Source organism: Microcoleus sp. B9-D4 (genome assembly GCF_036705105.1).
GTDB lineage: Bacteria > Cyanobacteriota > Cyanobacteriia > Cyanobacteriales > Microcoleaceae > Microcoleus.
Map to the genome: position 1 here is coordinate 13,522 of NZ_JAUBTS010000039.1, position 22,689 is coordinate 36,210.

The window sequence follows — 22,689 nt, forward strand, 5'->3', positions numbered from 1 at the left end:
TGTTCAGACTTGCTCTACAATGATTGTATGTTAAATCTCACCTACGAGTACAAGCTCATTCCTACCGATACGCAACGCCAAACTTTCGACCAGTGGCTCAATATTTGCCGCAAGGTCTATAACTTTGCATTGCGAGAACGAAAAGATTGGGTTAATTCTCGTAAGTGTGATATCAACTCGTGCAGCATTAAGCAGGAATACATTATCCCTGCTGAGGCACCGCGTCCAACCTTTGCGCGCCAATGCAAATCATTAGCCCAAGCAAAGAAGTTAATTCCTGAGTTGAAATTGCCTCACACCCATGTCTTGCAGCAGGCGTTGCGCCAACTAGAAGCAGCGTTTGTGGCAATGTGGGAGCGAGGACACGGTTTCCCTAGATTCAAAAAGCGGATGCGCTCATTTGTGTTCCCTCAATTGAATCTAGAGTCTGTTAAACACTTTAATGGCGCTGATTGGGTTAACCTGCCCAAGATTGGTTTAGTTAAAATGCACCTGTCGCGTCCAATTCCTGAAGGGTTTGAGGTTAAACAAATTCGCGTTGTCAAAAAGGCATCTGGTTACTATGCCATGCTCACTTTGCAATGTGATGTCGAAGTACCTCAAACCTCACCTTCAGGACATGGATTAGGGATTGATTTAGGGTTAGAACATTTTTTGGTAACTTCTGATGGTGAATTGATTGATAGACCTCGATTCTTTGTGGATGGACAACGCAAGCTGAAATCGCTGCAACGTCAACTGAAGCACAAGAAAAAAGGCTCTAGGAAGTCCCGTCAAATTCATCAGCAAATAGCGAAGCACTACGAATACATCTCGAACAGTCGCAAAGATTTTCATTTTAAGACCGCACATCATTTATGCGACGCAGCTCAAACAGTATTTGCTGAGGATTTGAACCTCAAAGCAATGTCAGCCGGAATGGTTGGCAAACACACGCTTGATGCAGGGTTTGGTCAGTTCTTGAATATCTTGAGCCATGTTTGCTTTAAGCGAGGTGCATACTTTGCAAAAGTAGACCCGAACCGAACAAGTCAAACCTGCCCCTTATGTCAAACGCATACAGGTAAAAAAGAGTTATCTCAACGGGTGCATAAATGTCAAACCTGTGGCTATGAAACAAATCGAGATGTTGCAGCAGCGCAAGTAGTATTGCAGCGTGGATATACAGCGGTTGGGCAAATCGCAGTGAATTTTGGGGAGGGCAAGCTACATGAGTAGTCCCAATGAACCAAGAATCCCTGCTCATAAGAGGACAGGGAGTTGTCAATCAATCAGGACGGACGATGGGTTTGGAACTTGCTTGTACGCCCGGTCTGCTGTCGCCTTTGAATGTTCGATCGACATTTAGGGGAGGCGATCAACAGTATCCAACAATTTTTGATCGCTTTTGCGGCGAGTAGAGTTATAATCTGTTTATATAGCTCCGACCCCACTCTCACAGCGAACCCAGCGTCGAAGGTGAAACAGGTGTGGTTTACCCGCAGGAAAGCGGAAATTACGCTGTACCAGCCAAAGCGCAGTAGTTGCAGTTTCTCTTACCCAAACTCAGCCTTGTCAAGAACAAGCCGAACGCAGCCCTTGCATCTACCACTATGTGGTGGAAAAAATCAAGGGGGCAAATCTTCCACTGTCGATCGACAGCATATAGCGGGACATTTCAAAGATGATTAATTCTTTGAAGTCGGTCTTGACTCTTCAGTCCTGCTTATAGGGCCTTGTCAAAACGAACTCTGTTAAGATACAAGTTGAATATGTAGCTTCCCGACAAAAATCTACACGTATCTTGGCGAGACTGTTCTTGGCGAAACTGCGGTAAAAAGTGAGAGCTGGGAAGTGGTAATTACACAAGATTTAAACAATTCAAGAGGTATTATGAGCCAGCAGGTTATACAGCCGATGGTTAAGTTCCAGCGTCAGGTGCATTCTCTCGTCACGTCTGACATTATCAAGCCCACAGACAGTATTTGGAAAATTGCTCTGCTTTACGGCGACGAATGGCCGTACTGGAAACAGCAATTGCTAGAGTTTGATTTTTCTATGCAAGACCCCGTGAGCGAGTTGATAGCTGTAGAAGCTTGGGACGAGGAATAACAGAGGAGACAGAGGACTGGGGTGTCGGAGAGAAATTTCGAGGCGATCAGGTAAATTTTCTTTCATAAATTTCCGTTGCTAAATTCTTCCCTCTTCCCTCTTCCCTTTGCCTTCTGACTAATGACTTTTTCCTTCTGACTAATGACTAATGACCAATGACTAATGACTTCTGACTTTTGTTACAGCGAACCGCCTAAAGCTCGAGCTAATTGTTGAGCAGTTTGAAAGCGATCCCCAGGCTTAGCTGCCGTGGTTCGCAAAATGGTGTCCCGCAGCTTCGGGGCGATCGTCGGAATATTTTCGAGCTTAAACCCGTAACCTCCAGCTATTTTCCCGTAAAAGTTTTGAGGGCTTTGGGCCGTCAGCAAAAAAATTAAAGTAGGCCCAATAGCATATAAATCTGACTGAGGGAGAGGCTGTCCCCGGTCTTGTTCTGGTGCGGTGTAGCCTTCAACGCCGATGCGAGTCCCAGGAGGAGTGCCGATTTCTTTAACGGCGCCAAAATCCAGCACTGTAATGCGATTGTCGCGGTGGCGCACCAGCAAATTAGCAGGTTTAATATCCCGGTGGACGATCGGGGGTTTTTGAGAGTGAATGTAGTCCAAAACCTCACAGGTTTGGATCATCCACTCTATTGCTTGTTGGGGAGCAACAGGGCCGCGGTTGTAGATGCGTTTTTCTAAATCCTCGCCGTGGAGCATTTCCATCACCAAGTATTTTTTACCCCCTTCCACAAAAAAGTCAAAAAACTGAGGAATTCCCCGATGGTGGAGGGCCTTGAGAGTTTTAGCTTCACGTTCAAACAGTTCTTGAGCTTTGGCGATTTGAGCCATATCAGCATTCATTTCCTTGAGGACTACCAGAGAAGCGGCGGGCGAACTTCCGGGTTGTTGAGCTTTCGCTTTCTCTCGATCCCAGGCTAAAGTCGTTGTTCCCATACCGCCTTGGCCCAAAGTTCGCAGCACTTGGTAGTGGCGCACCGTGCGATCGACTTTAATCGGTTCGCCGCAGTGGATGCAGAATAAATTCCCCGGCGGGTTTCCCGCGTGGGTACACCTCGGTGCCACGAGATTGACGTTGGGGTTCGCCTTAATTTTGCCGCCGACTTCAATAGTAATCACTTGGAAATGCAGAATTGGCCCGCCCCGCGCCAACTGGATCAGGGCACCGTCGGATATCCAACCCTGAGACATGAGAATACCGTTAACCAAAGTGCCATTTGTCCCGGAATTGACTAAGTACCATTGGCTGGACTTCCCGCTATTAACTCTTTGCAGTTCCAGATGCTGCCGCGACACTAGAGCATTGGGGATCACAACGTGATTTTCGGGAGAGCGGCCGATGCGAATAATGGATTCGCTCTCGAAACTCCACTGTTGCAGGGGGGTCTGTTTTTCTGGATCTAAAAGAGTCAGCAGCATTTTCGCTTGATGTGGTTGAACTCCCTAATGTGGCAGTGAGAGTTGGCGGGAATTTACAGATTAGGGGCGTAGGGCTTTGAAAAATTACCAATTAAAAATTACTTATGAGCTTCACAGGTGAGTTTCACTAAAACTTTATAATATCCTGATTGTGATTAAAGATTCCATAAACCATGAATTTATAAATAGTTTTTTGGGAACAATTATCCGTAAAATTTCTGAGGGGTCGATCGCTCCTTAAAACACAGTCGATCGATTTAACACTTGAAACTATAAAAAGTAGGTAAACAATCGCTAAACTTTTACGTAAATTTGCTGGAGCAGCAGGTTGTGATTTACCCCCCACATCTATAGGTAGGGCCGGCAGTTCCGGCCTAGACCCAAATTGCCCCAAGAGCGATCGAGTATAAAGCAGATTTCGCATCAGCCCGCCTGCCGACAGAAAGAATCCAGGATACCCGCCACGTGATTCATCCGTCCAGAAATAAAAAACCTGTATCAGATGAAACTTGCCGAACGTATTTATGCGTGGGGTCAATGCTTCAATTCTTTAATCTAAAATCTAAAATCTAAAATCGATTGACTCACTTCATTTTAGTTAATTTTTTTTTCATTAGACTAACTATTTTTGTAAGTGAAAGCTCTTTCAACTATGATGAATCCACTTACTATCAAGCCTGTTTTTCCGGTAGATTCCCTGAACCGAATCTTAAAATTAAAGCTACGGATAAATGGTTGTACTCCACAGCTTTTCTGCAATCTTATGGGTCTGTAATCAGTTTTTGATCACTCAAACCGAACCTGTTTTAACACCGGATACCTAATAACAGAGCGAGCAGTAAAGCCTTGCCCGGAAACGACAGAAGCTGTTTCCTTTCTATGCAACAATTGCCGGTTTAACCCAAGCGGTCACGGGGGAAAGCACCACCTTTGAAAAAGTTGGCAGCATCCAAATTCTAAAATCGAAATGCGCCTACCTGCGCCCGAATGATAATTGCCGTGATATTGTCGTGACCGTTGCGTTTGTTGCCCAGTTCAATCAATTGGGCAACTCCCTGGTCGAGATTGGCTTGGGGATTGAAAAGGGGTTCGAGAGTGTTCTGCCAGTGAGTTTCCAACAAATCATTATCTGTCAGGCCGTCCGAAGCCAAAATTAATAAGGTATCTTCGCACAAGTCTAAAAACTGCACCTCTGGCTTGAGAAAATTACTGTCTCGCGGGCCGATGGCTTGAGTTAGTTGATAGGCGTCGGGACGGGCATAAGCAGTTTCCGGGTCAACCCCGCGCTTAATTTCGCGCTGACCTACTTCGTGGTCTGAGGTGATTTTTTCTAGGGTTTGTCCCTTTCTCAGTCGGTAGAGGCGGCTGTCGCCGACGTGGGCAACGGCGAATTGGGTGTCTTGAACTAAGACTGCGACTAGAGTTGTACCCATGCGGGCGCTGCCGGAGCGTCCGTCCTTTTGATTGATTTCAAAGATGGCTTTGTTGGCTAGCAGCACTCCCTCGCGAATGGTGTCTGCCGGAGGTAGTTGATTTTCCCAACGGGTTTGAAAGAATTCTCTGAGGGTTTCAGCCGCTAGTTGGCTGGCTACTTCTCCGCTGTCGTGTCCGCCCATGCCGTCGCAGAGAATGTAAAGCCCTTTGGTTTGAAAGATGCGACCGAAGGAACTTTCGAGTTTGTTTAGCTGAGTCCAGATGCTGAAGAAGTCTTCGTTGTGGTCGCGCGTGCGGCCAACATCGGTGAGGCCTGCGTCTTCTAAGCTGTAAATCTGGAGTGGCATGGGCTGGGTTAAGACCTCGCCAACGTCGGGGGGCGACTCGTCGGTGCTGCGGTAATTCCTGCGTGTCGGGGTTGAGCTTGGTGAAGGTGCGGGTTGGAGTTCGAGGGGAACTGTTTCTAGGCGCGATCGCAATTCTTCGATTGTGTTAATCTCGCCTTTGTACATTTGTTGCAGCAGGTCGAGCAAGGCGCCAAACTGAGTGCGATGATCGGACTGGCTAAATATCACCTGCCACAATTGCCCCAAATCTACCAGTTGCAGGTTGGAGCCGGCCGGTTCGGGATAGAGGTATTGCAGTCGCAAAGAAGCCAAAGAGAAGGAAGAGTCGGGGTTGACTCGTAAATTTGTCAGTTCCAACAAGCTTTGCCGACAGCGCCAGGGTTCTAGGGCAGCCCACAGTTCTGTCATTTCGTGTAGCCAGTATAAAATTTGCTGGGTGGAAGTTTCGGGTTGACTCCAGCGTTCTACCAGCAGCGGCCATTGGGAGCAGTCTTCTAGCAGCAGCACTGCCTGTTCGTTGTCTGACCAGCTATCGTGAATGACTGGCAGGTTTTGAGAGAATTGCCACCGGAGTGCCAGATAAGGTTCAGCTATACCTTGGCAAAGCTCTGCTAAGGCGGAATTGGTTGAATTTTCTCCGGGTTTGATTGCTGCGGTGTAGGGGGAGGTTCGTTTGGCGACGCTGGCAGAGTTGGCTGCTAGCATTGCTTTGAGGGGTGACATTTCCAGTGGCTGACAGTCCAATACTGTGACTGCTACTGTGTCTGAGCGTTTTCTCGGTGGCACGGTTTCTAGGAGTTGGTAGCGCTGCTGAGTGTCTAAATAAGCTCCCGCTGGCTGGGAAGGGATTAAATATTCTGAATTGGGGACGGGGAATTGTGGAGATTGGGGGGAGATGTCAGCTATGTTTGGGCTGTCGGGGTTTTCGATTGCTTCCTGGATTTGTTTAGGCTGTGGTGCGGTTGTAAAATGCTGCTCAGATAGGGTTATTTCGCGCTCTGGTGCTGTAGTAGAGCTTTTTTCTGTTGTTTGAAAGGATGTTGGTGCGATCGCCCCCACGGCTACCACAGGGTCAATTTCTTTGCTGCTGAATTCGCCGTCGCTTGGCTGTGGAGAAGTTGGTTCGACTGCTGTTGGGGATTCGGCTGGCGTGGTGATTTTTGTTTTAATGGCGTCTGTGATTGGTTCAGAAGAGTTTTGGGGCGATGTAGTTTGTGGAACGATGTCTGATTTTTGGGGAAATTCGGCTGGGGGTATGGTTGACTCGTCTGCCTCGACTGCTGGAAAATTCGATCGACCGCAGATAATGGCCCGCCACACTTGACCTGTTGCGACGCCGCAATTCTGACATAATGCGGCGCTAAAAGCGACTTGGGCACCGCATTCGTGGCAAGGTTTGTAAATTAGGGAATTTCCGCATTGTTGACAAAACTTGTTTGGATTGGGATTTTCAAATTGGCAGCGGGGACAGAGAAGCATAGGGGTTTAAAATTGGAGATGGGCGATCGAGTTTGGCGGTGGGGAGTTTTGGGTTTTGGCTTGTGAGTTAGGAGTTATGAGTTTTGGGCCTGACTCGCAACGGATAACTCCCATTGCCCTATGCCTTATTTTATCGGGATGAATTCAGAAGTAAGATATTTCTTAGAACTGAGATGTTGCATCTGTGTCAGGAATAGGCCTCTTCAGCCCTATCCATAAAAATTTCTCTCGCTTTAGGGGCCCAAAAGCCAGCCCTACCGGTGGTAACAGCGTGCGGGCCCCACAAGAAAAGTTATCTCATGAGTGGAACGGGCCGGAGAGCCCGTTCTTGATAATGGTGCAATATTTCAGTTAGAACTGATATGTTGCACCATTGTCAGCAACAGGCTTTCCGGCCTGTTCCACAAAATATAAATTTTCTTGTGGAACAGGCCGGAAAGCCTGTTCCTAAAAGGCTAATTGAGAATGGTGCAATATCTCAGTTAGAAGGGAATTGCTGTAGAATCTTCTTGGAAAACGGTTTCTCTGGCGATCGACACAATGGTGGAAAGGGGTACTTCACAGAAATATTTCCGCCGGAATTGTTCTTCGGAGAGTGCTGCTAGGAATTGCGCTGCAAAACGGGCGGCGATAGGGGAATTTGGCACGGAGGATTGGATGGATTGACTATCTAATAACCGTTGCGGGATTTGATCGGGCGCGTCTTGCTGCTGTGCGGTTTCGGGTTGTCTGGTGATGTGGAAAGCTCGATCGCGATAATTGATTTTAAAACCGAGATATGTTAGGGTTTTGAACCCTAGTTGCAGGGATGTGTCGCTGATACCGAGTTTCTGGCGCAGTTGCTGTCTGGTGACGGGTTTTTTGGTGCGGCTGAGGTATTTGGCGATGCCGATTAGCTGTTGGCAGATTTGCTGTGGGGGTACGAGTGGGGGTAAAGTATAGGCGATCGCGAGTTTTTTCTGAGTGTGCTGTGCTTGCCGAAACCAGATCCGCAGTTCGTCCCAGCTTGCGGGGCATTCTTTGAGGACGATCGAGTTTTCGCGATCGACCATTTCGTAATTGTAAACTAGATTGTCGATCGGCATTGGAGATTCTAAGTTTGTGCTGGCTGCTAACAACTCTTCATCATTATTTCTATTGCGCCAGTCTACAATCCAATCTATTTTAGTCGGCGAATTGATTTGGTTGTCTGCCGTGCGTTCCCGCACTGCTACGAGGCGCACTTCATACCGCGATTTGTAAGTATTAAAATCGAGTTCAACGGTGACATCGCAGCGGGCTTGGGGAACTTCGTTTTGGTTGTGTCCCCACCAAATACCGGGAAATCCAGTATCGCTAGATTCATCCCTAATTGTAAATTCTGTTTTAAGATATTCTACTTTTTGCCCTTTCAAGTCTTTGATTTTTTGATTCCAGAGATTGTCAAACCAGCAGTTTTCAATCAGCAATTTTGGTGTGGGGTTGCCCATACCGCACGGTTCGAGCAATTTTAGTTCTTGAAATAAGTCTTTGCCTAATTCGGAGACAGTAATTTTTAGGTCGGCTTGAACGGGGGCGGCTGTTAAACTATCTGTGCTGTATTGTTGTCGCAGTTGCTGATTTACCGCATCGGTAAATAGGGGGATATTTTCAACAGGGAGACTCAATCCGGCGGCGAAGGGATGACCACCAAATCTGTCCAATAAATGCGCTTGGTCTTTGACTAATTGGTAAAGGTCAATTTGATTGGCGGAACGGGCGGAACCCCTGGCAATTTTGGAGGGGGAAAGTGTTGGTGATTCTGAATCTAAGAAGGAGGTAAATTGGGTTTCCTGGGAATTTTCGTTAATTTCTTCGCTTCCTTCTGTGCTGAATAAAATCACGGGGCGGCCGTATTCTTGGGCGATTTGTCCCGCTACTAATCCTAATACACCTACGGGCCATTGGGGGTCACTGAGGACGATGACGCTAGTAGTTGAAAGGTCGAGTTTGGCTAGTTTGTTGGCGGCATCTTTGGCAACATCTTTTTGTAAAGATTTGCGCCGGGAGTTGGCAATTTCGGTTAAATTTGCTAATTCTTCGCAGCGTTTTTTGTCGCGGCTGGTGAGGAGTTCTACGCAGAAGCTGGCGTCACCTTGAATGCGGCTGACGGCGTTGATTCGGGGGCCGAGTCCGAAGGAAATATCGGTTGGGCGATCGCCCGATCTTTTGCACAGTTCGAGCAATTTTGCAACTCCTGGGCGGGTGGGATTTGTGAGTTGCTTTTGCAGTTGTTCGATTCCGAGTTGTGCTAGGTAGCGGCAGTCTCCTGTTAGTTGGACTAAATCGGCAATTAAGCCGATCGCTACTAATTCTAATAAATCTGCGATCGGGCGCTGCGGAATATCCGGTAATGTGTGATACAAGGCTTCAACTAATTTGTAAGCTACTCCAACTCCTGAAAGGTTAAATAGTTGGTGGTTTGGGGGAAAGTAGCGGGGATTGATAATGGCTGTAGCTGGCGGGCGATCGTCTGGTAATGTATGATGGTCGGTGACAATTGTATCGATGTTTAAGCTGGTGGCGTATTCGATTTCGGCGATGTTTGTACTGCCTGTATCGCAGGTAATAATTAAACTGATTCCCGCTTTTGCTAAAGCGTCTATTCCTGTGATATTGAGTCCGTGAGATTCGGTTAAGCGGTTAGGAATGTAATAAGTTAGTTGGTCATTTTGAGCAAAAAATTCTCCCAGTCCGTCCCAAAGTACGGAGGTTGAGGTAATGCCGTCGGCGTCAAAATCTCCCCAAATTGCGACTTTTTCTCCGCTATTTCTTGCTTGCTGGATTCTTTCTATCGCCCAGTTCATTTCTAGTCCGAACTCAAAGGGACTTGCGGGTTGATAAAGTTGGGGATTTAAGAAACCGGGTATTTGTTCGGGGTTGTGAATTCCTCTATACCACAGAAGTGCGGCGGCATAGTTTCCGGGGAGTTCTGGTGCATGGTTTCTGACAGCTTGGATCAGCCAATCTGGGGGTTGGGATAGGGGTTGAGTTGGCAAATTTTGAAGTAGTTCTGTCATTCGATTTTAGATTTTAGATTTTAGATTTTAGATTTTAGATTGTGACCACAGATGAAGCGAGTAACTGGTTCCCCGGCTCTGCCTGGGAACCCATTTCCAGAGGCTCTGCCTCGCTTACGAGCCGGAATAAAACTTAAGCGAGTCACTGGTTCCCCGGCTCTGCCTGGGAACCCATTTCCAGAGGCTCTGCCTCGCTTACGAGCCGGAAAATTGGAGGCAGAGCCTCCGTATCTGCGTTACCAGGCAGAGCCTAGTAACGAGTAAAATTTGGGGGGTTTGTTTATATATTAAATAAATATTTCATCGATTATAGCAAGATTTGGCAGCCAATCTGTGGGAGTTTCTGCGAGAATATCTGCTGAGGGAATTTTTGTGTCTTGTGTGCGGTTGCAGCGAGTGGCAAATTGACAGGAATCGCAAAGATTGGAACTAATTTCTACTTGAGGTAAGAATTCGCCGGCTTCGGTATAGCGCTGTCGCCAGTCGGTTAGCTGCAGCAATAGGTGGGTTAAATCTTGTTTTGTGCGATCGTGTTCTGTTTGGTTGTAATAAAATGTGAGTTTTTGCGGCGGTTCTTCTCCTTGCAATTGTACGAACCAGTATGTCATGGAAACTTGTTCGGGGGAATAGTCGCTGGTTTCTACTAAGACGTATAAATAGAGGCGAGTTTGCCAACTTTCGGCTATCCATTTTGATTTTTGAGGGCGGGGATAGGTTTTCCAGTCGAGAATTTGCGCGGCGTTTGGTTCTGCTATTAGCAAGTCATAGATAACGGTGAATAGGTAGTCTTGGAAAATTAGGGTGCGGGGGTGTTCGGCTTGGCGGAAAATTTTGTCGCTATTTTCTGAATTAGCGAAAAGTTCGGGTGCGGTGTTGATAAATGCTGCCACGCAGCGTCCCAGTTCGGGGTCTTGTTGGATGATGAATTCAATGGGAAGTCCGAGTTCTCGCTGCTGCATTAATAGGTGAAAGTGGCTTCCCCATGTTAGTTTTTCTTTGTGTTCTGGGGAGGCGGTGGTGGCGAGTAGTTCGAGGTAGCTGTGTTGAAATTTGCGGGGACACTCTTCGAGGATTTTGAGTTGGGTTTGGGAGAGTCGGAGCATTTTTTTAGGATTTTAGATTTTATATTTTTTAGGCTGGTAAGCGAGGCGATTAATCTTTTTTTTGACCGCAGATTGAGGCTGATGACGCAGATGGACGCCGATAATTTTGATCGCATTTTTGGAGGAGAGTGCGATCGCCCTACACTTACTATTATATAATGATTCATACCGTTAACGGCGAAGCTAATGCGTTTTGATACCTACATCCAGTCACTTCAGAGCAATCTCCAGCGGGGAAGCGAGCGCACCCATTACCCAAGTATCAAGAATTTACTCGATAATCCGGTAGCTAGTTTGGTAGCAATCATAGAAGAAAAAGGTAATAAAGCTGGTGTTCCCGATTTTACTGTCAGGCGCAGGGATTTACTCGTCGGTTATGTGGAAGCTAAGGATGTCGGGTTAGATTTGAATCCTGTTGAAAAAACCGAACAGTTGCAGCGATATCGAGAATCGTTAAACGGTAATTTAATTCTCACGAATTATCTAGAGTTTCGCTGGTATGTTGAAGGAAAAGTCAGATTGACCGCAGTTTTAGCCGAAAGAACAGGCAACGAAATTACTCTCTGCAATTCTGAGAAAACTCTTGAATTAATCGAGGGATTTCTTAATTACGCCGGTGCAGCCATTAACAGTCCTGAAGATTTGGCAAAACAGATGGCGCGATTAACCAAATCAATTTTACTCGCGACAGAATCAGCTTTGCAAATCGAAACTGAAACCGGAGAGTTACATCAACTCAAGCGTGGATTTAATGAGATATTGCTGCCGGATCTCAATGATGCAGCTTTTGCAGATATGTACGCTCAAACTATTTCCTATGGTTTATTTGCGGCGCGAGTTGGTCACGCTCAGAATCCCGGAAATCAAGTTTTTGACCGCCGGACAGCGGGCACGTACATCCCAGCCACTAATCCGTTTTTGCGCCGATTATTTAACAGTATTATCGAGACGGATTTACTCGGAAAAATTAATTGGGCAATAGATGATTTAGTCGAGCTACTAGGGCGAGTTGACATGAGTGCTATTCTGGAAAACTTTGGTAGCCGCACTCGCCAATCCGATCCAGTTGTTCATTTTTACGAAACCTTTCTGGCAGCTTATAATTCTGCTTTGCGGAAAAGTCGCGGCGTTTACTATACTCCTGAACCCGTTGTTTCCTATATTGTTCGCTCTGTCGATGCTATCCTGAAAAACCGTTTTAATCTACCTTTAGGATTGGCAGATAATAGCAAAAATCCAGATACGCAACAGCCACGAGTGCAAATTCTAGATCCGGCAACGGGTACGGGTACTTTCCTTTACGGAGTTGTCGATCGCATTTATCAAAATTTGGCAGATATGGGAATATCTGGGAGTTGGAATCAGTATGTACAGGAGAATTTATTAAACCGATTATTTGGTTTTGAGTTGTTAATGGCTCCCTATGCCATAGCACACCTTAAACTCGGTTTGCAACTGCAAAATCTTGGCTATGAGTTTAGCAGCAAACAGCGTTTAGGAGTTTATCTCACGAATACATTAGATGAAGCTTTAAAAAAATCAGAGGTTCTCTTTGCTCAATTTGTCGCCCAAGAAGCTAATGAAGCTTCAGCAATTAAGCGGGATGTGCCGGTCATGGTAGTGTTGGGAAATCCGCCTTATTCCGGTCATTCTGCTAATAAAAGTGAATGGATAGCAGGATTGGTAAAAGATTACTATTATGTGGACGGTGTAGCGCTGAAAGAACGCAATTCTAAATGGCTGCAAGATGATTATGTAAAATTTATTCGTTTCGGACAGTGGCGAGTTAGTCAAACGGGGTTTGGTGTTTTGGCTTTTGTGACTAATCACGGTTATCTCGATAACCCGACTTTTCGGGGAATGCGTCAAAACTTGATGCAAACTTTTACTGATATTTATGTTTTAGATTTGCACGGTAATTCTAAAAAGAAAGAAGTTTCTCCAGATGGTTCGCCAGACCAAAATGTGTTTGATATTCAGCAGGGAGTCAGTATTGGTATTTTTATCAAAGAACCTGGTAAGTCTACTCCGGCAAAAGTTCATCATGCGGAATTATGGGGAAGTCGAACTTCTAAATATGAAGCTTTAAATTTCCTAGATGTTGACTCAACTGAATGGAAAATAATTTATCCTCAATCACCTTTTTATTTATTGGTTCCGCAAAATCGAGATTTATTTGCTGAGTATAACGAGGGCTGGAAAATCACAGATATCATGCCTGTAAACTCAGTTGGTATTGTAACTGCTAGGGATGATCTGACAATCAAATGGTCAGTTCAAGAAGTAAAAGAAACAGTTAAAGATTTTGTGTCACTTCCTGTTGAGGAAGCTAGGAAAAAGTATGAACTGGGGAAAGATTCGCGAGATTGGCAAGTGTCACTTGCTCAAGATGATTTACGCAGGAATAACCTTGACGATTCTAAGATTGTCCCTATCTTATACCGTCCTTTTGACAAACGCTACACCTACTATACGGGAAAAACAAAAGGATTTCTGTGTATGCCGCGTTTTGAAGTAATGCGTCACATTCTCCAAGGAGAAAACTTGGCTCTGGCTACTGCACGTTCCATTGAAATAGGAGAATGGGAGCATTTATTTTGTACTGTACAGTTGCTGCAACATCATACAGTATCTCTCAAAGAAGTTAACTATTTATTTCCTCTTTACCTTTACCCCGACACCGAAAACGAACAAGGTAATTTATTCACCGATCGCACTCCCAACTTCTCCCAAAACTTTCTCAGTGCCATTCGTCAAAAACTAGGCTATATACCAACTCCCGAAGCAATTTTTTATTACGCCTATGCTGTCTTTCACACTCCTACCTACCGCCAGCGTTATGCAGAATTCCTGAAAATAGACTTTCCCCGCTTACCCTTAACTTCCGACAATGAACTTTTCACAGCATTAGCTAAAAAAGGTGAGGAATTGGTAGCACTGCACTTGATGAAATCGAAAAAATTAAATAAAGTCATTACTAAATATCCTGTCAGCGGCGATAATGCTGTTAATGAAGTTACTTACAATAAATCTGAACAGCAGGTTTATATTAACAAACAACAATACTTTGAAGGTATTCTCCCTGAAGTGTGGGGGTTTAAAGTGGGCGGATATCAAGTGTTAGATAAATGGCTAAAAGACCGCAAAAAAGCCAAGCGAAGTTTATCTTTTGATGATGTGTTGCACTATCAGCGCGTCGTAGTTGCTTTGAAAGAGACAATGCAAATTATGGCTGAAATTGATGATGTGATACCGGATTTCCCTTGGGAATAGATGTTGAGTTGTGGCTGGAATGCCCTTAATCTCTCACATCTCCCATCCCAAATCCAAAAGTGCGTGAAGGGTAGCTATCCCGTAGGGAATCGCCCTTTTTTCCAAGTGCGATCGCCCGTTCAGATCGATCCAACGCTAATTAATCTTCCCCTAACTCTGAAAACAATAATTCCAAGTCTCGATCGCCCCGCAGCACGCGAGCAATATCAATCCCGTCCGATCTCGGGTAATAAAAAATTAAATAATCTCTAACAATAAATCCGCGCAAGTTGGGGGATAACCTCTCATAGCGTTTGCCCATATTGGGAAATTCGGCGACAAGTTTACATTTTTGACGAATTGCATCAAAAAGCTCGCTGGCTGCCCTGGAACTATTGCCAGCAATGTACTCACAAATCTCATTCAAGTCTCGGACGGCTTCATCTGAAAATGTATAACTGTTCATGCCCCTGACTGTTCTCTTCGATCGATCTTTTCTTGAATTTTGGCAAACACAAGTTCTCCATCTGTCACTTGTCCCTTAGCAATTTGTGCAGTTCCCACTGCTATTTTCTGGCGAAGTTCTTCGATGCGTTGTTTTCGTTCTCTTAAAAGTGCGATCGCTTCTCCAATTAGTTCTTCAGCGCTGCCATATTTTCCGCTTTGAATTTCCGCTTGAATAAACTCTTCGTATTCCGGCTTTAAGACAATATTCATTGACTTGCTCCTTTAAATCACAGAAAGGTTACTGCACGATCGTGACATCTTTTGTAGATTAGCTTAGCACAAATATCAACACTCTCAGAGATTGTTGCAGCCCTAGAGTCGAGCTTGAAAAAAATATTGTGAATCGCGTGCGATCCTCTTCGAGGGCTTCGCTAACGCACTTTTCCCCAACCTCTCTACAAATTCCCAATTTGTTGAGCAAACCACATCGCCGCCGTCCCATTTCCCTCACCCAAAAGTTTCAAAGTATCCGACAGCAAAGCAATTGGCAATCCCTCAAGCGCACCGGAAATTTCGCATTCCTGATATTTCCCGTTTTCCTGCAAGCGAAATGCCAAAACTCTCTCGCCCTTAATATCTACTACCCAATACTCAGGAATTCCCAAAGCAGCATAAAGCCGCTTCTTTTCATCTAAATCGCTGGCCAAAGTAGTATCGGAAGTTTCTATGACTAAATCGGGAATTCGCGATTTATTTAGATTAAGTCGGCGCGGTTCCCCTTTTTGCCACTGGATGAATTCTCCGCCAACATATAAAATGCGATCGGGCGCACCTCCTCCTACCTTTGGCTTCTCAATTACACATCCACCCAAATCATCGAAAGCTTGTCCTCCTTTGCTGACAAACCAGGCGTAAAATACCAGAGTCAAGAGGTTGTTAAATCTGGCGTGCTGAGGCCCTTCATTACCCATGTCTATCCAAAGATATCCTTCATAAAAAAATATTCTGGCTTCCTCCAAAGATGGATCTTCGCAGGCTGCTACATAATCTTCCCATGTCGCGACTTGCCATTGAGGAATTTCACCCACTTGAGACACGATGAATTTTGCAGTTGTAGAAGTCATGATTTAAAAGCAAATTGAGGATATTTTTATCCTAACTTAAGTCGCTATTTATAGCCGAAGGAAGAAGGAAGGCACTACACGGATACACGGATGAATTATCGAGTCTGAGTCATTCTTAAAAAGGAAGAAGGAAAATACAAGAAAGATCGACTTGCAGTCAGACGAAGGGGCGCGCACTCTTGGCACCGCCCCTACAAATGGCGATCGCAATCCTTGTGCTTATCGAATTGCTGTGGGCGCCACCATTGGTACTTCTAAGTCTGGTTGGAAGTCAAAGACTACGACAAGCGTTGCTTGAGGCATCAGTTGACGCAGACACAGCAAGTGCCCGTCAGCATCCGATCGACTGCGAAATCGCCCCACAATCGCCCGCTGCATACTGGGCATGAGTTTGGCGATCGCCCAAGGGTAAAGGCGTTTTTGGTACGCGATCGCACTAGGATTCGCTGCGAATCCCTGTTGATAACCGTTTTGTGGCATAATCGTGTTGTATTCGTAAGGAGTACACAAAAGGCGTTAGTAAGTTTCTTGGCGGGAATGTACTAACGCCTTTTCCACTAAAATTCAAGCACATATCACAAGAATTGTCAATTGTCAATTCTTAACGCTAAGTTTTAACGGTTATCCTATCTGAAGCTTGTATCGGCTATGGATTTGAGGGTTTTAGTAAGTGTTGAATTGTTTGCAGAAGTGATATATTTTTGATTTTTAACCGCAGATGAACGCGGATAAACGCGGATGAAAGAAAGATAAATTGAGAATGAGTTAAGGGGCGATCGCACTTAATCACACATCACAAAATCACTCTTTTGTCAATACAAAAACACTGTCTTTATTCCCCCGTCCAATCCGCAAATCTTTATCCAAATAAGTGATATCAAGCCATCCCTGCTGTTCGCGAGTATCCAGCCCGAAATCTACAGCAGCGAACTTTTTCCCCGACTCAATCTCATCGATAAACTTGACAGGAGATTCATAGCCAATCAACCTGCTTAAACCTACTATAGACCGCTCAAACTTCACCTGCACTCGCCGTTCGGAAGTTGGCTCAAATCTCGCCGCCACACTGACAATTCCTTCCAAATAAGGCAAGCCGTAAAGTTCGCCAATGTTGTAAATTTTAGATTCTTTGACGCGGATAGATTGATAAATTTGACCCAATTTTACCAAGGGAAAACTGTCGAGATTCAGCAGTTCGCGGCTGGTGGTATACAATAACCGCCAATCACCATTTAAAAGCTCTCCGGCTTCGACAGGGCGTGATGTGGGGTTGTAATCTTCCAATTGGGCGATCGCACTTAAAATCGCTTGTTTGTCGCTAGCCGTAGCCAGCAAACCTCGATTCTTACCAGCAATTATCTCTAAGAGTGCAGATTTTCTCAGCATGATTTTTTAAGAAGGAAGGCACGACACGGATTTTGACACGAATACACGGATTAATTATCGAAGGTGAGGCAAAAGTCAGACCGCTCTTTTCTTCTGTCTCAAGCGAGAGGGAGGAAATTTTGTGTAGTAGCGATATTAATCGCCGAGTCCGCAGAGTATTAACAACTAATAACTAAGATACCAAATTTCACCAGATAGAGCAGAGTCCGATACAGGTCGGCTAATTCTTGCTCGTTTTTAACGTAGCGTCGGATAAGTTCCCCCACGCCGATCGCACCTTCCTGCTTAATTGTATTCAATATCTCCATCTGAATGTTAACAGATCTTCTCCTATCCTCACCAAAACTGGTAAACCTAATTGTCTGTACCTGCTTTAAAAGTTCTGGTGTGGCGATCGCACCCAGACTCAGCATCATCTCATTGCTTAAACTTCTAGTCGCATAATTAGCCAATACCCGAAACGGATCGTCGCCTAGGGGATAAGGCGGCTTCCCAGGTTTTAAAGGTGCTGACTCCGGTGCCCCCTGGCGAATTTCTGCTAATTCCCGCCACAATTGTTCGTAAGCAGCAATTACTACTTTCCAATCATAAATTTCCCTCGCCCTTTGTCTGGCATTTTCCCCCATCCGCTTTCTCAATTCGGGGTTTTCAATTAATTCACACAACGCCAGGGTGCAAGCATCAATGTCTACTGCTGTCGCGAGGGAAGTGTGACCCATGTAAGTCGGCCAATTTAAGCTGTCGTCAAGATAATTTAGGGCTAAATCTAAACAAGATTCGGGGGGCGGGATGAGTGTGGGAATGCGGAAGCCGTCTATTTCGTGGCGTACAGATTCTTTGTATCCGTTCCAATCGGAGACTATGGCCGGCAGTCCGTTCGCCATAGCTTCTATTGGTGTCAGTCCGAAGGATTCTTGAATGTTGTCGGAAAGCGAAATGAAAATGTCGGCGGCCGACCAAATATTTATTCTAACTTCCGGCTTTCTCCCATCTAAAAAAATAGCATTCACGGAGGGACAAAATATTTGCGCGCTATTTTTAAAGTCGGGTTCTTCTCTCGGATCTTCGATCCAACCGGCTTGAATTAAGTGGATTTTGGCTTTTGTCTGTTGTGATGCCCGTTCTAGGGCGATGTACATGGGTACCGGATGAGCTTTTGCAGAAAAAGTCAATCTACCGACAAATAACACAACAATATCTTCGGGAGAAATGCCGAGTTCTTGTCGCAGTTGGCGGCGACTATTAACTGCTTCCACACCCTGCGGAAACGCGCTGCAATCGACTCCGAGGGGAATAACGGGGAATTTGACCAAAATTTCCGGTTTACCGCCGTTGCGCTGGGCTAAATATTCAGACCACTCCGTCATAACTCCTTCTACTGCTGTTTTCACGGCTGCAGAGGTGCAGATCAGGGCGTCCCAAGGCTGCATGGGTGCGGTGATCAAATCGCCGATCGCCCCCATGATGTATTTTGTACCGATCGTGTGAGTAACGCCGCAAACGCTGTAGGCCCGCTGATCTACAAATCTGCGCGCCCAAACCATCTGCGACAGAAGCGGATCGGGTCGGTAAATTGTGCCCGGTTGAGATAGCAAATCCGGTCGTTCCATCGGAATCCAGCGGACTTTCCGAGGTGTTTGCAGCCAAGGTTGGATGTGCGAACAAAACTCTTTAAAGGTTGTTTCGCTATCGGCGCAACAGTAGAGAGAGTCGGCGGTTCCGTGTTGGACTAAGCTTTTGAGAAACCCTTCTCCGGCTGAATGACGCCCCAGAAGTTTTTTGCCTCCGGTGTGGTAGCCCTCTTTGTTGTATAAAACCGCTGCCGTTATATCCATTCTGAGATTTATTGCTTGAGAGTTGACTGAAGAAGCCAGAGGGCATTCGGGCTCAGGCTTTGATGAAAAACCAGGAGACTGTTGTGAATCAAACCCTTGCTGTTAGGGAGGCTTGCAGAACAGGATCGCCCCGTGTCCCGCGATATCTTAAAGACGATCGTCTTAGAGTACAATGCTTACGGCTAAAGAAGGATTGGCAAGAGCGGATTTTAGTGCTATCCTCATGCCCATGCTTGGGGGCGATCGCCTTTTGGGTCTCCCATCTTATCCGATCCGGAACCAAACAGTGCCTGTGGTATAATGCTTTAGCCTTGCTAAATGCCCGATTTGCAAGTGCTTGATCAAAGCAGCAGTTCGTCGGCAAAACGTTACCTCTACTCGATCGCGTCTTTGTCTTTAAAAACCGATAATCATGTACAACCCATCTCTGCGTCAAATTCCTCGCCATTTACCTGCGGATGTAATTCCATTAAAACAGCAATCTTCTCTTTTAGACTGGTTGGAATCTAACAATCGCCTGTTAGCAAGGGATGTCCAAGAACCCGACTATCTGCACGAAGAAGAAATTTCTGAACTGATGGCAGTTGACGACAGTCCTTACGATGATTTAGAAGAGGAAGTAGAAGAGGATGTGAGTGTAGGCGAAGAATAACGGGTAGAAGGGTGAAGAAATCAACCGGAAACAGGGAAGAAAAACTCAGAGATTTCTCAATCTCCTGTATCGCACCCTATTCCCCCATTGTCAATTGCTTATTCTCAAATAGTGTGTGGTGAGGAGTGTTATGGATAACTTTTTGGATGAGAAAATCCCTTTTAGTCTGCCTTTCAAACTTACAGGCAAGAATTTATTCCTGCTGCTGGGTTTGGGGCTCGGCACTGTAGCGATCGGTTTAGATGTAGCAGCGGGTAGATTTTTGAATTTACCTGCATCGCTATTTATGCCGCTAGTTGTTTGTGCTGTAGTTGCGTCGGGGTTGGGCTATGCAGTTGTACCCCTACTCCAGCAACTAAAAGCAGGACAAATAATTCGCGAAGACGGCCCCCAAGCCCATTTGAAAAAAGCGGGAACGCCGACAATGGGAGGCATCTTTTTTATACCTGCTGGGGTAGCAGTCGCTTTACTTTGGTCTAAGTTTAACTCAGATGTTGTTGCCGTATCGGCTTTAACTTTAGCTTACGGTTTCATTGGCTGGCTCGATGACTGGCAAATTCTGCGACGTAAGTCTAACAAAGGTATTTCACCTCGGATGAAATTGGCTTTGCAAATAAGTTTTGCTGCTCTATTTTGTCTGTGGCTGATGTTTCATCAACCAGCAATTTCTACGAATGTTGCTTTGCCTTTCGGTTGGGTATTGCCATTAGGTTTGCTGTTCTGGCCGCTGGCTGGTTTTGTGCTAGTTGCCGAAAGCAATGCTACTAATCTTACCGATGGTGTTGACGGGTTGATGGGAGGTTTGGGGGCGATCGCACTTTTGGGATTGGGCGCATCTGTAGCCTCAACTTCGCCAGAATTAATGATATTTTGCGCTTGCATCAGCGGCAGTTGTTTCGGTTTCTTAGCACACAACCGCAATCCAGCCAAGGTGTTTATGGGCGATACAGGTGCTTTAGCTTTGGGCGGTGCGTTGGGTGCGGTAGCTTTATTAACAAATAGCCTTTGGATATTATTAATTATCAGCGGGATTTTCTTTATTGAAACGCTGTCAGTAATTGCTCAAGTAGGTTATTACAAAGCTACAAAAGGGCCGGATGGCATCGGCAAGCGTCTGTTAAGAATGGCTCCACTGCACCATCATTTAGAGTTGTGCGGCTGGTTAGAAACTCAGGTTGTTGGCATTTTTTATATAACTAACGTGGCGTTAGTGTTAATGGTTCTGATGTTGACGGGGAACAGTTGAGAACGGATGGGGTGACGGATTGTACAGGGGATGTAAGAGATATTTTCTACTATTTCAAAGAAACAGGCAAGATGCCTGTTCCACAATAACTGAATGCAGTTGTGGAACAGGCATCTTGCCTGTTTAAGGGAAAGAAACAGGCAAGATGCCTGTTCCACAATAACTGAATGCAGTTGTGGAACAGGCATCTTGCCTGTTTAAGAGTCCGAAGTTATAATTTTGACAAGTTATATCCCCGTTAATGCCATGGAACTTAGTAACACTTTTTAATTATTTGAAGAACCGCGAAGACGCTTATAGGACAAAGTAAGAACTACATTTGCTTATTTATCTTCCTTAGCGTCCTTAGCGCCTGCGCGGTTCGTTTAATCTTACTCAATATTAGTTATGCTATCGTTTACGGTTGTTTGTGAATGACTAAAACGTTTTTACCGCAAGTTTCGGTGGTTGTGCCTGTTTACAACGGCGAGATGGATTTGCCGGAGTTGATCGAGTGCCTGCGATCGCAAACTTATCCGCCACACAGTGTAGAATATCTCTTAGTAGACAACAACAGTCGCGATCGCACTTCAACCATCCTCCAAACAGCAGCCTCTAACCCCCCCTCACTCCCAGGGCTGTTTCGGGACAACCACGGGGGGATTGCCCCTACGGAAAACCAGGCTTTTGTAGGGGCGGTGTCCCCGTGCCCGCCCCCACCCACAGATGATTTCATGGGCATTTCAGGCATCGGGGCTCTTCACGAGGGTTTGCCCCTAGAAGAAAATGAAACCGCCCTGCCCTCACTCCCTCCCTTGGTAAGGGGGGGAAGCAATTTCCATCAAATAACCATTCGCCACCTCACCGAAAACCAGATTCAAAGTTCCTACGCCGCCCGCAATAAAGGAATTCGCGCATCAACAGGCGAAATCATTGCATTTACCGATGCAGACTGTCGCCCGGAATCTGACTGGCTGGAAAATTTAGTTAAGCCATTTGTTGACTTAGAAGTAGGAATTAGCGCTGGGGAAATACTCGCATTGCCCGGTAAAACTATTTTAGAACAACACGCCGATCGCCAAAATACTTTATCTCAAAAACATACTCTCGCTCACCCTTTTTGTGCTTACGGCCAAACCGCCAATTTAGCTGTACGGAGGCTAGTTTTACAACAAATAGGTTTGTTTCGCCCGCATCTCACCAGCGGCGGCGATGCGGACTTATGCTGGCGGATTTTGCGGGAAACATCCTATAAAATGTATTTTGCCGAAAATGCGATCGTCCGACACCGCCACCGTTATACAATAAAACAGTTGCAAAGTCAATGGTATCGGTACGGCGAATCTAATAAATATTTGCACGAACTCTACGGTGTCGATTTGATGCGAGAATTCACAACAGGGGAATATTTTTACCGGCTGGCTAGGTGGCTGTTAAAGGAATTTCCGGTGGCAGCGGCCAAAAGTGCGAGCAGCCGATCCGATATGGTAGATTTGTTTAATACGCCGATCGGTCTTTTGAATGTTAGGGCAAGGGCGATCGGACAGCGCCAAGCCAAACTTCCCGAATCAGCTTGGCAGATTGAGCGGTTTTAATCGGTTTTAATATTTTAGAGCAATAAATTATTGTTTGATCGCACTTGCGATCGACAAATATTCGTTTGTACACAATCCGCCCCTATATATATACCTATAAGTGAAGTTTATTGGTTCATATAGATATGCTGAATCAGAAATATGAAAATTTAACGCAATACTTAATATAAAATTAATAAGTCTATTCTTCCCCCCTAGTCTCAAAACAACGAGTAACTCGAATACTGACGGCAAAATAGCCTCTAATTTTGCCTTCTGGC

General features: G+C 45.6%; 17 protein-coding genes. 7 read left to right on the plus strand and 10 right to left on the minus strand.

What is annotated here, in order from left to right:
- Positions 1-27 precede the first annotated feature (27 nt).
- The 3 genes from QUB24_RS21340 to QUB24_RS21350 all read left to right on the plus strand — a co-directional run bounded on the left by QUB24_RS21340 (position 28) and on the right by QUB24_RS21350 (position 2,091).
- Positions 28-1,218 carry a transposase gene (locus QUB24_RS21340; RefSeq protein WP_333155255.1) on the plus strand — a complete coding sequence of 397 codons (1,191 nt, stop codon included), beginning with the start codon at positions 28-30 and terminating at the stop codon, positions 1,216-1,218.
- 5 nt (positions 1,219-1,223) lie between these two features.
- Positions 1,224-1,400 (plus strand): hypothetical protein, encoded by a 177-nt coding sequence (locus QUB24_RS21345; RefSeq protein WP_333155256.1) that lies wholly within the window; start codon positions 1,224-1,226, stop codon positions 1,398-1,400.
- A 472-nt stretch (positions 1,401-1,872) separates the two neighbouring features.
- Positions 1,873-2,091: a DUF4327 family protein gene (locus tag QUB24_RS21350; protein ID WP_006631282.1), complete on the plus strand. Its 219-nt coding sequence runs from the start codon at positions 1,873-1,875 to the stop codon at positions 2,089-2,091.
- Positions 2,092-2,270: 179 nt separating this feature from the next.
- Here QUB24_RS21350 and QUB24_RS21355 read toward each other — a convergent pair whose 3' ends face one another.
- From QUB24_RS21355 to QUB24_RS21370, 4 genes are all read right to left on the minus strand, one after another.
- Positions 2,271-3,512: a protein kinase domain-containing protein gene (locus tag QUB24_RS21355; protein ID WP_333155257.1), complete on the minus strand. Its 1,242-nt coding sequence runs from the start codon at positions 3,510-3,512 to the stop codon at positions 2,271-2,273.
- Between the two features lie 956 nt (positions 3,513-4,468).
- Positions 4,469-6,772 (minus strand): serine/threonine phosphatase, encoded by a 2,304-nt coding sequence (locus QUB24_RS21360; RefSeq protein WP_333155258.1) that lies wholly within the window; start codon positions 6,770-6,772, stop codon positions 4,469-4,471.
- A 482-nt stretch (positions 6,773-7,254) separates the two neighbouring features.
- The gene (locus QUB24_RS21365; RefSeq protein WP_333155260.1) at positions 7,255-9,810 is read right to left on the minus strand and encodes a DHH family phosphoesterase; all 2,556 of its coding nucleotides are present in this window, start codon (positions 9,808-9,810) and stop codon (positions 7,255-7,257) included.
- 287 nt (positions 9,811-10,097) lie between these two features.
- The gene (locus QUB24_RS21370; protein WP_333155261.1) at positions 10,098-10,913 is read right to left on the minus strand and encodes a PD-(D/E)XK nuclease family protein; all 816 of its coding nucleotides are present in this window, start codon (positions 10,911-10,913) and stop codon (positions 10,098-10,100) included.
- A gap of 186 nt (positions 10,914-11,099) precedes the next feature.
- Here QUB24_RS21370 and QUB24_RS21375 point away from each other — a divergent pair, with 186 nt between their 5' ends.
- Positions 11,100-14,186, plus strand: a complete 3,087-nt coding sequence (locus QUB24_RS21375) for a type ISP restriction/modification enzyme (RefSeq protein WP_333155262.1) — start codon at positions 11,100-11,102, stop codon at positions 14,184-14,186.
- A gap of 139 nt (positions 14,187-14,325) precedes the next feature.
- On the opposite strand, the gene QUB24_RS21380 is transcribed toward QUB24_RS21375, so the two are convergent.
- The 6 genes from QUB24_RS21380 to QUB24_RS21405 all read right to left on the minus strand — a co-directional run bounded on the left by QUB24_RS21380 (position 14,326) and on the right by QUB24_RS21405 (position 18,957).
- Positions 14,326-14,631 carry a type II toxin-antitoxin system RelE/ParE family toxin gene (locus QUB24_RS21380; protein WP_172190573.1) on the minus strand — a complete coding sequence of 102 codons (306 nt, stop codon included), beginning with the start codon at positions 14,629-14,631 and terminating at the stop codon, positions 14,326-14,328.
- A complete protein-coding gene (locus QUB24_RS21385; RefSeq protein ID WP_333155264.1) occupies positions 14,628-14,882 on the minus strand; it encodes a type II toxin-antitoxin system ParD family antitoxin in 255 nt (84 codons plus the stop codon). Before QUB24_RS21385 ends, QUB24_RS21380 begins: the two co-directional genes overlap by 4 nt.
- Before the next feature lie 185 nt (positions 14,883-15,067).
- A complete protein-coding gene (locus tag QUB24_RS21390) occupies positions 15,068-15,736 on the minus strand; it encodes a Uma2 family endonuclease (RefSeq protein WP_333155265.1) in 669 nt (222 codons plus the stop codon).
- A 219-nt stretch (positions 15,737-15,955) separates the two neighbouring features.
- Complete coding sequence (locus tag QUB24_RS21395; protein WP_333155267.1) at positions 15,956-16,246, minus strand: hypothetical protein; 291 nt, start codon at positions 16,244-16,246, stop codon at positions 15,956-15,958.
- Between the two features lie 291 nt (positions 16,247-16,537).
- On the minus strand, positions 16,538-17,122 hold the full coding sequence (locus QUB24_RS21400) for a PAP/fibrillin family protein (protein WP_333155268.1): 585 nt from the start codon (positions 17,120-17,122) through the stop codon (positions 16,538-16,540).
- A gap of 158 nt (positions 17,123-17,280) precedes the next feature.
- A complete protein-coding gene (locus QUB24_RS21405) occupies positions 17,281-18,957 on the minus strand; it encodes a glycosyltransferase family 4 protein (protein ID WP_333155269.1) in 1,677 nt (558 codons plus the stop codon).
- Positions 18,958-19,369: 412 nt separating this feature from the next.
- On the opposite strand from QUB24_RS21405, the gene QUB24_RS21410 reads away from it, so the two are divergent.
- The 3 genes from QUB24_RS21410 (at position 19,370) to QUB24_RS21420 (ending at position 22,429) form a co-directional block, all read left to right on the plus strand.
- The gene (locus tag QUB24_RS21410) at positions 19,370-19,609 is read left to right on the plus strand and encodes a DUF3134 domain-containing protein (protein ID WP_006631296.1); all 240 of its coding nucleotides are present in this window, start codon (positions 19,370-19,372) and stop codon (positions 19,607-19,609) included.
- A gap of 130 nt (positions 19,610-19,739) precedes the next feature.
- Positions 19,740-20,855, plus strand: a complete 1,116-nt coding sequence (gene mraY, locus QUB24_RS21415) for a phospho-N-acetylmuramoyl-pentapeptide-transferase (RefSeq protein WP_333155271.1) — start codon at positions 19,740-19,742, stop codon at positions 20,853-20,855.
- 413 nt (positions 20,856-21,268) lie between these two features.
- Complete coding sequence (locus tag QUB24_RS21420) at positions 21,269-22,429, plus strand: glycosyltransferase (RefSeq protein ID WP_333155272.1); 1,161 nt, start codon at positions 21,269-21,271, stop codon at positions 22,427-22,429.
- The last annotated feature ends 260 nt before the right edge of the window (positions 22,430-22,689 follow it).

Bases quoted from the DNA above. Each gene is read 5' to 3' on its own strand.
- QUB24_RS21340 (WP_333155255.1), top strand. From the start codon at position 28: ATGTTAAATCTCACCTACGAGTACAAGCTCATTCCTACCGATACGCAA.
- QUB24_RS21345 (WP_333155256.1), top strand. From the start codon at position 1,224: ATGAACCAAGAATCCCTGCTCATAAGAGGACAGGGAGTTGTCAATCAA.
- QUB24_RS21350 (WP_006631282.1), top strand. From the start codon at position 1,873: ATGAGCCAGCAGGTTATACAGCCGATGGTTAAGTTCCAGCGTCAGGTG.
- QUB24_RS21355 (WP_333155257.1), bottom strand. From the start codon at position 3,512: ATGCTGCTGACTCTTTTAGATCCAGAAAAACAGACCCCCCTGCAACAG.
- QUB24_RS21360 (WP_333155258.1), bottom strand. From the start codon at position 6,772: ATGCTTCTCTGTCCCCGCTGCCAATTTGAAAATCCCAATCCAAACAAG.
- QUB24_RS21365 (WP_333155260.1), bottom strand. From the start codon at position 9,810: ATGACAGAACTACTTCAAAATTTGCCAACTCAACCCCTATCCCAACCC.
- QUB24_RS21370 (WP_333155261.1), bottom strand. From the start codon at position 10,913: ATGCTCCGACTCTCCCAAACCCAACTCAAAATCCTCGAAGAGTGTCCC.
- QUB24_RS21375 (WP_333155262.1), top strand. From the start codon at position 11,100: ATGCGTTTTGATACCTACATCCAGTCACTTCAGAGCAATCTCCAGCGG.
- QUB24_RS21380 (WP_172190573.1), bottom strand. From the start codon at position 14,631: ATGAACAGTTATACATTTTCAGATGAAGCCGTCCGAGACTTGAATGAG.
- QUB24_RS21385 (WP_333155264.1), bottom strand. From the start codon at position 14,882: ATGAATATTGTCTTAAAGCCGGAATACGAAGAGTTTATTCAAGCGGAA.
- QUB24_RS21390 (WP_333155265.1), bottom strand. From the start codon at position 15,736: ATGACTTCTACAACTGCAAAATTCATCGTGTCTCAAGTGGGTGAAATT.
- QUB24_RS21400 (WP_333155268.1), bottom strand. From the start codon at position 17,122: ATGCTGAGAAAATCTGCACTCTTAGAGATAATTGCTGGTAAGAATCGA.
- QUB24_RS21405 (WP_333155269.1), bottom strand. From the start codon at position 18,957: ATGGATATAACGGCAGCGGTTTTATACAACAAAGAGGGCTACCACACC.
- QUB24_RS21410 (WP_006631296.1), top strand. From the start codon at position 19,370: ATGTACAACCCATCTCTGCGTCAAATTCCTCGCCATTTACCTGCGGAT.
- mraY (WP_333155271.1), top strand. From the start codon at position 19,740: ATGGATAACTTTTTGGATGAGAAAATCCCTTTTAGTCTGCCTTTCAAA.
- QUB24_RS21420 (WP_333155272.1), top strand. From the start codon at position 21,269: ATGACTAAAACGTTTTTACCGCAAGTTTCGGTGGTTGTGCCTGTTTAC.